7 protein-coding genes are annotated in these 10,519 nt (G+C 46.0%); 1 reads left to right on the forward strand and 6 read right to left on the reverse strand.

Annotation, left to right across the window (positions count from 1 at the left end):
• Positions 1–78: 78 nt before the first annotated feature.
• Positions 79–1,464 (forward strand): UDP-N-acetylmuramate--L-alanine ligase, encoded by a 1,386-nt coding sequence (gene murC, locus LJD61_RS13780; RefSeq protein ID WP_255228127.1) that lies wholly within the window; start codon positions 79–81, stop codon positions 1,462–1,464.
• 59 nt (positions 1,465–1,523) lie between these two features.
• On the opposite strand, the gene LJD61_RS13785 is transcribed toward murC, so the two are convergent.
• The 6 genes from LJD61_RS13785 to LJD61_RS13810 all read right to left on the reverse strand — a co-directional run bounded on the left by LJD61_RS13785 (position 1,524) and on the right by LJD61_RS13810 (position 10,515).
• Complete coding sequence (locus tag LJD61_RS13785) at positions 1,524–2,360, reverse strand: DUF362 domain-containing protein (protein ID WP_255228128.1); 837 nt, start codon at positions 2,358–2,360, stop codon at positions 1,524–1,526.
• A gap of 24 nt (positions 2,361–2,384) precedes the next feature.
• The gene (locus tag LJD61_RS13790; RefSeq protein WP_255228129.1) at positions 2,385–5,117 is read right to left on the reverse strand and encodes a VWA domain-containing protein; all 2,733 of its coding nucleotides are present in this window, start codon (positions 5,115–5,117) and stop codon (positions 2,385–2,387) included.
• On the reverse strand, positions 5,107–6,909 hold the full coding sequence (locus LJD61_RS13795; RefSeq protein WP_255228130.1) for a vWA domain-containing protein: 1,803 nt from the start codon (positions 6,907–6,909) through the stop codon (positions 5,107–5,109). Before LJD61_RS13795 ends, LJD61_RS13790 begins: the two co-directional genes overlap by 11 nt.
• 12 nt (positions 6,910–6,921) lie before the next feature.
• Positions 6,922–7,797, reverse strand: a complete 876-nt coding sequence (locus LJD61_RS13800; RefSeq protein ID WP_255228131.1) for a DUF58 domain-containing protein — start codon at positions 7,795–7,797, stop codon at positions 6,922–6,924.
• Between the two features lie 2 nt (positions 7,798–7,799).
• Positions 7,800–8,789, reverse strand: a complete 990-nt coding sequence (locus LJD61_RS13805; protein WP_255228132.1) for an AAA family ATPase — start codon at positions 8,787–8,789, stop codon at positions 7,800–7,802.
• A gap of 163 nt (positions 8,790–8,952) precedes the next feature.
• Complete coding sequence (locus LJD61_RS13810; RefSeq protein ID WP_255228133.1) at positions 8,953–10,515, reverse strand: SMC family protein; 1,563 nt, start codon at positions 10,513–10,515, stop codon at positions 8,953–8,955.
• Positions 10,516–10,519 lie beyond the last annotated feature (4 nt).

The raw sequence follows: 10,519 nt of genomic DNA on the forward strand, positions 1-10,519 counted from the left end.
TATAAAGGCTATAATAGTAATATAATAAATAGATGTTTTATAGAGTACCGACATACTAATTTTAGGGAGTGTAAGACCATGTTTTTATCGGATAATATTAAAACCGTACATTTCATCGGCATAGGCGGAATAAGCATGAGCGGCCTGGCAGAGATCCTGCTGGATAGGGGCTATAAGATTCAAGGGTCGGATATACAAGACAGCCCCATCATCGGAAAATTAAAAAGAGACGGAGCATTCGTAAGCATCCCTCATAATGCAGAGAATGTCATAGGAGCGGATCTGGCCGTCTATACCTCTGCAGTTAAGAATGATAATCCCGAAATAATGAAGGCGAAGGAGCTGGGTATTCCCCTCATGGACAGGGCCGCCTTTCTGGGAAAAATAATGAAGGAGTATTCCTATGGAGTGGCTGTTGCAGGCTGCCATGGAAAAACTACCAGCACCTCTATGGTATCCATAATTTTTAAGAATGCGGAATTGGATCCTACCGTGCTGTTAGGCGGCGAGCTGGACGCAATCGGAGGCAATGTGAGGATCGGCAAGAGTCCGTATTTCATCACGGAAGCCTGTGAATATATGGAGAATTTTTTAAAGTTCTATCCCTTCTATGGAGTGATTTTAAACATAGATGAAGATCATCTTGACTATTTTAAGGATCTGCAGCATATAAAGGATACCTTTATAAAATTTGCGAAGCTCATTCCCAAGGAAGGCTGCCTGGCTGTCTGCGCTGACAACAGCAATGCAATGGATGTCCTGCCTCATGCAAATTGCAGGGTTGTGACCTTCGGCATAGATAATAAAGCGGATTATATGGCTGAGGATATAGAATTTGATGAATATGGTCATCCTTCCTTCAGAATCATAAAGGGTAACGAAGATATGGGTATTTATAAATTAAGAATACCGGGTGTTCATAATGTGCTGAATGCACTATCGGCCTTTGCGGTTTCCGATTTTTTCGGCATATCGAAAGAGATAGTAAGAGACAGTCTGCTGGAGTTCTCAGGAACTCACAGGCGATTTGATATATTGGGAACAGTAAATGGCATTACTGTAATAGATGATTATGCCCATCATCCTACCGCAATAAGGGTGACCCTGGATGCGGCAAAGAAATTCCCTCACAATAAGCTCTGGTGCATATTCCAGCCCCACACCTACACAAGAACCAAGCTTTTGCTCAAGGAATTTGCAAGCTCTTTTTATGGCGCTGACCATGTTATAATCACTGATATATATGCTGCAAGGGAAAAGGATACGGGGGAGATCCATTCTAAGGATCTGGCCAATGAGATCGGCAAGATAAGCGGCAACACAATATACATGAAGGAATTTGCGGATATATCAGATTATGTAGCCAATAATGCAAGGCCGGGAGATATGATCATGACGGTGGGAGCCGGAAGCATAACCAATCTTGGGCCTATGATAATGGAAAAGTTAAAAAGGGCTGAATGAATCATTCAGCCCTTTTATTGCGCTTATATGGCTTATCATGCAGGCATTCAACTGCTTTATTAATGTTTTTTCTTTGGGATTCTGCATTCACAGGGGACATTTACCTGGCATTTACCGCATCCATATCTGGGCTTATATTTTTCGGCGGTTTTATCCAGAAATTTAGAGCATGCAACATGATCCTTGCCTTTTTCTATCGAGATGGCATTGACCGGGCAATTTTTAACACAAGCACCGCACATTGAACAATTCTCATAAATATTTATATATTCTTTATTGCTGGGAGGTAAATACAGTTCCGTTACGATGCTGCCAAGCCTCCCGGCTGCACCTTTCTTAGTTATAAGGCTTTTGGAAAGCCCGAATGTTCCGAGCCCGCATACAAAAGCCACATGCCTTTCAGACCAATTGCTTGAAAACGATATTTCATCATGGGGAGAGCTGCCGCTAAGGCTGCCCTTAGACCAGAATCTTTCATCCAAGGATGGCACGATGCTGTTATAGCCTGCATTTATTAACTCAGATTTCAAATATATACATAGATTATTCAAAAAGGTTTGGCCTTCAATACGCCCATGAAGCCATTCTTCCGAAGGCCACAACATATCCCTTTTATTGCCTTTTCTCACAATCTCACTAAAAGGCAGAAAAAAGGAGATCACTGTTTTCGCCTGCGGCAGCCATTCCCTGGGAAGCAAGAAGTGCTCGCCTATTGCCGGCGCTTCTTTCAGCAATTTAAAGCCTTCGTCATCTGCAGAGCCGAAGGAGAAGACCGGCTCCTCATAAATTTTCATTCCCATTACATTTTCAGAAATAGCGGCTTCCTTTGTTATATAATTGCCTTCCGAGTTTTCAACAAAGCAAGCTGCAGCTTTTATTATATCCTGCTCATCCATATGTTTTATCACTCCTTAATATGATCATCTTTTCTTTCTTTTCAACAGTGCAGCCGTATCCAAAGTTTTACTAACAGCTTTGTTTTCCGCCTGCTTTGCTTCCTTAGCTTTTTTCTCTTCAGGAATGACATCAGGCTTTTCCCTTACATCTTCAGCTTTTTGTTCTTTTTTATCTATCTTTATCTTCTTTGCAATCAACCCGCCCAATCTCGTGATCTTATCCATTGGCAGCTTTAGCCGTCTTATGGCTATATCTGTTAAAAATGCAATCAACGCCAATACCAGCATCGGGAAGGTCAGATCCAACCTGCCTTGCACGGGAGCTATGGGCCCTTTAAACACTTCCCCGGCATCCTCTATATATTGTCCTCCCGACTCCATAACTAGCCGGTCCAGCTTATCACTATTTGCATCCATGGAGTATTCGGGTGAATATTGTACGGATAGCCCGGTGCTTACGGTGCTTTTTATTTCTTCGCCCTTGCTCTGGACGATTTTGATGAGATAGGCTCCTGTATCTTCTATCCTGAAGCGCCCCATATATTGTCCGGGGGCCTCTTCATCCAGCTTTATTTCTATGCTTTCCAGAGAGGGAGCGGTTATTATAGCCTTTGTATCCATGGTTTCTTTATTGCTCTTCTGCTTGAGCCTGATTTCCCCATAGCCGCCCTGTATTCGAGTCTCCGCCTCGACATCGTCGCTGCTGTAATTTTCTATAGTCCAATTGATCAAGTTGTTCCAGAGAACGGGATTGCTATCCCAATTCACATAATTGCCGCTCCAGATGCCTTTCATGTCCGAATTCCATGCTGCGGTCTTGCCCAAGCCGTATTGCCAAAGTGTGAGTATAGGGTCCCCTTCATCGCTTTCCAGAAGCACGCTTGCGGCATCCTTGGGACTTGAGGCGATATAGCCCTTGAGACTCGGAATCCCTTTCCTCACTACCTCATCCAGCACCGGGTGCAGATTTGCCACTCGAGGCGTAAATTCCCTGTTATTCAGATATGCTTTCGCAGCCATAAAGGTTTCCTTGGCAAAGATTGTAGGTATATTGGAATATTCATTGGTCACATAAGACCTGCCTCCTGCTTTGTTGGATATATGCTCCAGAAGCTGCACATCTGCGTCATGGCCTGCCGCCACTGTTGAAATGGTTATGCCCGATTGCCGGGCATCCTCCAGGAGCTTGTCATACCCAGTCTTTTCCGCCTGGCCATCAGTCAAGAGAATTATATGCTTTATCTTGCTGCTCTGGTTTTTCATGGTTTTTACCGCTTCTTCCAAAGCTGGCAGGATGCTCGTGCCTCCGCCTTGTCTTATGGTGCCGATATCGCTTCTCAAGGCTTCTCTGTCTCCCGGCTTCTGGGGCTTTACTACCCAGTATTGGGCGCCGTCAAAGGCGAGGACACCGATATTATCATTATCTCTCAATGAATCCAGCACTCTGGCGGCTGCCTCCTTGGCCAGATCCAGCTTGGTTATGCCTCCGCTGGCTTCCGACATGCTGCCGGATTTATCTATGACCATGATGATGGACATGTCCGGTATGGCTTTTTTGCCTTTGAGCTCCATGTTCACGGGGAGCACCTTTTCCAGGGAGGTCTTGTAGTATCCTCCCAAAGCAAAGGAATCATCTCCTCCGGAAGCTATGAGGCCTCCTCCGAAATCCCGCACGTAGGGCTCCAGGGCTTTTAAAAAGCCATCGCTCAGGTTCTCGGCAGAGACATTGGCCAATAGGATCGTCTTGTATTGGGCCATGGATTGCAAATCCGCCGGAGCAGAGCGGGCATTTATCCTTTTGAAGGACGCCTTTGCTCCTTCCAGTATTTTTGCTATTTCATCTCCTTCCCCTTCCTTGTCCTCGATGAGCAATATCATAGGCTCATCCAGCACATTGATAAAGGAAGAGACTTCATTATTCCTCATTTCCGTATCCGAATCAGCTTCTATGACAGCCCTGTAGGTTTTAAAGCCTCTTGCATCTGCCCTGTCCTTGAATACGAATCTATTATCTCCTTTTGTTATTTCTACCCTTTCCTCAGCCGCCTTTTTGCTGCCGTCAAAGAGCAGGAGTCTGCCCGGAGTATTCACATTGCTTTTTATATTGACTCCAATATTGAATTCTTCTCCCATGTTCAAGGTCTGGGGAACCGTAAGGCTTACGGCGGACACCTCGCTGCCCTTTTCCCTGTCTATCTTAAGGACCTTGAGGTCCACTCCCTTGTCCTTTACAGCGCCTGCTATATTGCTGCTGCTGCCGTCATTCTCCTCTCCGTCGGTTATCAATACTATCCTCTTCCGGCTCTTGTCCGGCAGCACGGATAATGCCGCATTCAATGCCTTTTCTATATTGGTGTACTTGCCTTTTTGATCGCTGCTCATGGAGTCAAATGTTGGGTTCTTTGAAAGAAAGTTTTCCATGATAGGTTCTTCACTGAAGGAAATTATTCCTGCTTCATCCTTATCCGTCATTTCTTTCAGAGCACTTCTGACGAAGCTCTCGCTTTCTTTTATATGCTCGGACATACTGTCGGACCCATCCATCAAAAATATGGTGGCAGTGTCTTCCACAGTCCATGTGATCCCTAAACCGGCCAAAGAAAGTACTAAAAATGTGAAGGTGATAAATCTGGCCGTCAATATGAATGCCTTCTTAGCCCTCGCTCTGCTGCTTATGGCCTTGGATGTGGCGATGAGCAGCCCCGATACGGCAACCAGCAGAATCAGCCATATGGGTTTTGCAAAATCAATTACCACGAATATACACCATCCATTCTCCGGCCAGCAAAAGCAGCACAAAAATTATGATAAGGCTGCGCAAATTCAGCCCTGAGAGTAAATTACCCCCTGCATCACCGAGCTTCTTATCGCCTTCCCAGGACTCTTTAAAGGCATTGGCCGCTTCTTCCCCGGGAAAATTCACTGCAAATATTTTATCTCCGCTGTCGGCGCTCTTCTTATATGACAGCTTATAAATCCCAGTATCCCTTGTGTCATCATAGCCGTAGGAGAGCAAGCCCTTGTTCAGGCTTGCCTTTAAGCCTTGCGGGTTTTCCATTACCGCCTCTTCAGCTCCGCCGGCGGAATCCAGAGGTATGGTTTCACCGCTGTAATAGTAAGGCTTTCCCTGCTGCTCCATATCCGTCAGATAGGCTGCCATATTGTACATGAATATAGGAAAAGCAGTGTTTAACGCAAAATCACTGTCATGTATATCAAAGGCCGTATAGCCTATTCTTCTCCCTTCAAAAACACCGGCTCCCGCAGCCGTATTCTGCCCTGCTTTGATCAAGGCATCAGCCCAATAGGGCTTCTCTATATCCCTCATTTTTCCTATATAAAAGCTGTAGCCATCAGCATGCTGATTCAAGCCATGGCTCAATATTTCGGCCCTGCCTCCCGCGATCGCCTCCCCTGCTTTGAAATATGGGCTATTCCCGCCGGGATTTATGAAGAACAGCGAGCCCTTCTGAGGGAGCGAGGATGGCATCATGCCGTCAAATATATAAAGATCATAATCATCATCAGATATATTTATGTCATCTGTCTTGTAGACTTCCAGGCCTTCTATGGAGCTTAAAGCCTTCTCCGCAAATATATTTCCTTCAGAAAAGAGAAGCACTTTTTTGGATTCCTCGCTCTGAAGCACCAGATAAGCTCTGTTATCCTCAAGCAATGCATCCTCTTCAGTGAGCTCTGCCCATAAATACTTATAGCCCGTCTCTATGCCTTCAAACATGATATTGCAGGATTCACCGGGCTCCAGGACTATCTCCGTCAGCCCAAGAAGGCTGTCCTCTCCATACAGCGCCAATTCTCTTTCGGCAGCAGCCTCGCCGTTATTCCCTACCCTTACCAAAACAGTATAGGCCTCACCGTCACGGCTGTAGGATATATGGGTTATACCTGCATTTTCAGCTTTGCCGCCCAATGCAATGATCTCGCCTGCCATATCTTCCAGCGCTACGGCTTCATCTGTGTAAACCAGAACATGAGCCGACGGGAACTGCTTATACATAGCTTTTATCAGGGACAGGTCATCCTTAAGGCTGCCCTGCATGCCCGTCTTCTCTATGCCGCGTATGGCTTTTACCGCTGCTTCTTTATCGCCGGTTCCGCTTATCTCCACCTTAGCTCCTTTGTCCACGGAAACCACAGTAAAAGCCGAAGATGAGCCGGCTTCTCTGATAGCCTTCTCCGCCATGGCTTTTGCGGTATCGAGGCGGCTTTTTTCTCCGTATAGGGCATTCATGCTGCCGCTCCTGTCTATAGCGATTATTATGTTGCCCCCCAGCACCTTGCCTTTGGTGAGATAAGGGCCGGATAATGCCATAATCATCATAAAGGCGGCTAAAAGCTGCATGAGCATCAGTATATTATTTTTCAACCTTTGCCAGGGTTTTTTTACCTCCGATGACCCCATTGCCTTTTTCCAAAGATACAGGCTGGATATTTCCATTTCCTCATGTTGCTGCTTGAGCATATACATGAGCACTATAAGGCCTAAAAGAGGCAGCGACCATAAGGCGTAGGCATTATTAAAGCCCATAATGAAACACTCCTATTTGACTATTTGCGCTGCGATCATATCTTCAAACAATACTTTTTCCAAGCTGTCGGCGGAGCTTATGTTTACATAGGCCCCTCCATATTTCTTTGAGGATTCCTTCAAGGCCGATATGAAGCTGTTCAAGGTCCTTTCATAATTATCTATTACAGAAGGAGTCAAATCCACATCCAGCATTCCATCGGTCTCGCTGTCCTTCAGCCTGATCTGTCCCTGAAGCTTCGGGTTCAGTTCCTCGGCTGATAAAATGTGCAAGAGGACGATATCCTGCTTGTGATAGAGCAGGTACTTAAGAAAATCCTCCGGCTTATCCTGAGTAAAAAAGTCTGATATGATCAAGGACAGGCCCCTTCCTCCAAACTTTTTCTGCTTTATGGCTTTCTCCATATCTGCTATGCCTTTAAACTCAATGTTATCCAAAAAGGCTGCGCAGCCTTCAAATTGGCCTCTTCCCCCGAATATTCCGGAGCTTCTCAAGCTTCCATTCTGCATAAGATTTATGCACAGCCTGTCCATATTGTTTAGTGCCAGGAAGGCTATCGCTCCTGCAAGCTGAACTTCCGCCAGCGATTTCTTGGGCTCGCCGAAATCCATGGACCTGCTGCAGTCTAAAAATATATTTACCATGGCTTCTCTTTCTTCCATAAAAAGCTTTACAAAAAGCCTGCCGGATCTTCCGTAAGCGTTCCAGTCCACTCTTCGCAGATCATCGCCATAGGCATACTCCCTGTAATCGGAAAACTCTACGGAGCTGCCCTTGGCTTTTGACTTCCTCAATCCTCCGCTTCCCGAAGCCATAAGCTTTTCCATATTCAGCGATAACCTTTCAAGCCTTTTCAAAAATTCGGAATCAAATGCTCCATACTGCATGGTCATGCCTGCTCCTCTGCTTTTTTGAGAATTTCTTCTATAAGCTCATCGATGCTCAGGCCTTCCGCTATACCTTCATAATTCATAAAAACTCTATGCCTGAGAGACGGGCAAGCCACGTATTTTATATCCTCAAAGGATACATTGTATCTTCCTTCCAGCAAGGCCCTCACTTTGGCGGAGCTTATGATGGCCTGAGCGGCTCTGGGACTGGCCCCGAACCGTATATATTTTTTAGCCCTGTCCGGTGAAGCTTCATTGTCCGGATGGGTATACATCACCGCTTTCAAAGCATAATCCATAACGGGCTGAGCCATAGGAATTTCTCTTGTTATCTTCCTGATCTCGATTATCTTGTCCCCATCTGCCATTTTATTGATATCGATCTCAGAATTGGAGGTAGTGATATCCACTATTCCCTTGAGCTCCGACAGGCTTGGAAATTTAACCTCTACCTTGAAAAGGAACCTGTCGAGCTGTGCCTCCGGCAAGGGATATGTGCCCTCCATCTCTATGGGGTTTTGTGTGGCCATCACCATAAAGGGCTTTGGAAGCTCATAGGTGCTCTTAAAAGCGGTTACCGTGCCTTCCTGCATGGCCTCTAAAAGGGCAGACTGGGTTTTGGGCGTTGCCCTGTTTATTTCATCGGCTAATACCAGGTTTGAGAAAACGGGGCCTTTATGAAACTCAAAAGAACTATGCCCTTCCTCTCCCTTGACCAGGATATTTGTTCCTATCACATCGGCCGGCATCAGGTCAGGGGTAAACTGTATCCTGGAAAAGCTGAGATCCAAAACTCTAGCCAGGGTCTTCACCAATTGGGTCTTGCCCAGTCCCGGAGCTCCTTCCAGAAGTATGTGCCCTCCCGACAGCAGTCCTATGATCACCTGCCTTATCACTTCCTTCTGGCCTATGATAGCTTTCCCTATTTCTTCTTCCATGTTTGTTACAGCTTCCCAGGCCGCTTTAATATCCTTCTCTTCTATATTCATAATTCTTATTCTCCTCTATCCGCTGTTATTGAGTGCAGAATGGTCAAGACCATTCTCTACTGTGTCATCCTGAGCTTCAGCGAAGGATCTTTCCAGCTAAATGACACTTATGTTCAGATTCTTCGAGCTTTGCTCTCAGAATGACAATTTATGTTAATAACTATCAGTCCTCCAATGAAGAAAAGTAATCCTTGACAATGTCCTGCATGCCTTGAGGTATTTGCCTGCCTTCGATGCTCTGGAAGGCTTTTTCCTTATACTCCCCTATTACCTGATCATAGGGCTTCATTTCTCCTCTTATTCCCATGCCGTTGTCAACCGTATACTCCTTTGTCTGCCCTTCATTGCCCTTGCTGCCTTTAAGCTGGGATTTATCCCCTTCGCCGCCGACAAGGCTGGGAGTAAAAACCTTCTCATACTCCCGCACGTCTCCCGGTGAAGGCTGCTTATTGCCTAGTCCCTGACCTTTGCCTTGCCGGCTTTGGGCTTCGCTGTCTCCGCCTGTGCCGCTGCCTGCACCGGCTCCCGTATTTCCGTTCCCCTGGCCCTGGCCTTGACCCTGGCCTTGCCCTTGACCCTGGCCCGTACCTTGTCCCTGATTATTCCCGTTGCCTGCAGCATTTGCCTGAGCCGATGAATTTTTGAGAGCCTCCATTACCTCTTCCATGGCTCTGTTGAATTCATCATTCTCCATCAACTGGGTTATCTGCTCCTCCAGGCCGCTCAGTTCATCTTGCATATCCCCCAGCTCTCCCGCTGCCATCTTTTGTGAAAGATCATAGAAAGCTTTAGCAAGCTCAGGATTCTCACTAAGGTTTTTGGCCAGCTCCGAAAGGTTTTGGGACAGCTCTCCGATTTGCTGGCTGTTAAGGTTTTTCAAGCCTTCCGCTGTCCTTCCCAGATCCTTTTTAAGCTTTGATGCGTCGCCTTTTTTTAAGGTTTCCGCCAGGCTCTTCGTCGCCTCATTTTTAGAAAATGCTTCTATGATATTATCCAGATCCCTATCTGTATATTTTTGTTTCAGCATATCTATCTTGTTCTCCGTTCTTTGCAATGCTTTTTCCGCTTCCCTGGCATCTTTCGCATTTTTAAGCTCCTTCTTGAGCTCGGACAAAGCCTCCATGGCTTCCTTCTTTTGCTCCATAGTGAGCTTATTGTTATTCTCAAGCCTCGACAGGACCTTATCTATTTCCTTTTGCTGCTTTACTGCCTCCCTTTTCATATGGTGAAGCTCTGCAGCCCTCTCATCCATAGGATTAGGTATAAATCCGGATGCCAAAATCATCAACGCCAGAAGGATGGAAATCAAGGAAAGCTTTTTGGGAATCCTCATCTTGATCTCCTTATTGATATTCATTTTCCCCAAGTGCTCCAGGGCATCCTCCCGCTGAAGCTTTGCAATATTTGAACTGTCGTTTAAAAGCTCATATGCCGTTAAAGTCCTCTCACATAGGCCTTTTGAATCCAGCAGCATTGCTGCGGCCCTATTCTTGGGCGTCATAAAAAGCGATATGAGAAGGCCTATGCCGGCCAGGGCCCCCACCAGCACCGCTCCTTTGGCATAAGCGTCGTAAACAGGCACAAAGCGCGCTAAAATTACCAGCGCCAGGTATAATCCCAAGGCTATAGTCAAGGCTTTTGCCGTAAATTTCAGCATAAATTCCATATGCATCCTGTCTCTGGCTTTTCTTATATATCTTAAAATATCTCTGTTGGAAGCCTCCACAATC

The sequence above is a fragment of the Lutispora saccharofermentans genome (assembly GCF_024363565.1).
GTDB classification, from domain to species: Bacteria; Bacillota; Clostridia; order Lutisporales; family Lutisporaceae; genus Lutispora; species Lutispora saccharofermentans.

Excerpts from the sequence above, each read along its gene's own strand:
- LJD61_RS13805 (WP_255228132.1), bottom strand. The coding sequence starts at position 8,789 with ATGAATATAGAAGAGAAGGATATTAAAGCGGCCTGGGAAGCTGTAACA.
- LJD61_RS13800 (WP_255228131.1), bottom strand. The coding sequence starts at position 7,797 with ATGCAGTATGGAGCATTTGATTCCGAATTTTTGAAAAGGCTTGAAAGG.
- LJD61_RS13785 (WP_255228128.1), bottom strand. The coding sequence starts at position 2,360 with ATGGATGAGCAGGATATAATAAAAGCTGCAGCTTGCTTTGTTGAAAAC.
- LJD61_RS13795 (WP_255228130.1), bottom strand. The coding sequence starts at position 6,909 with ATGGGCTTTAATAATGCCTACGCCTTATGGTCGCTGCCTCTTTTAGGC.
- murC (WP_255228127.1), top strand. The coding sequence starts at position 79 with ATGTTTTTATCGGATAATATTAAAACCGTACATTTCATCGGCATAGGC.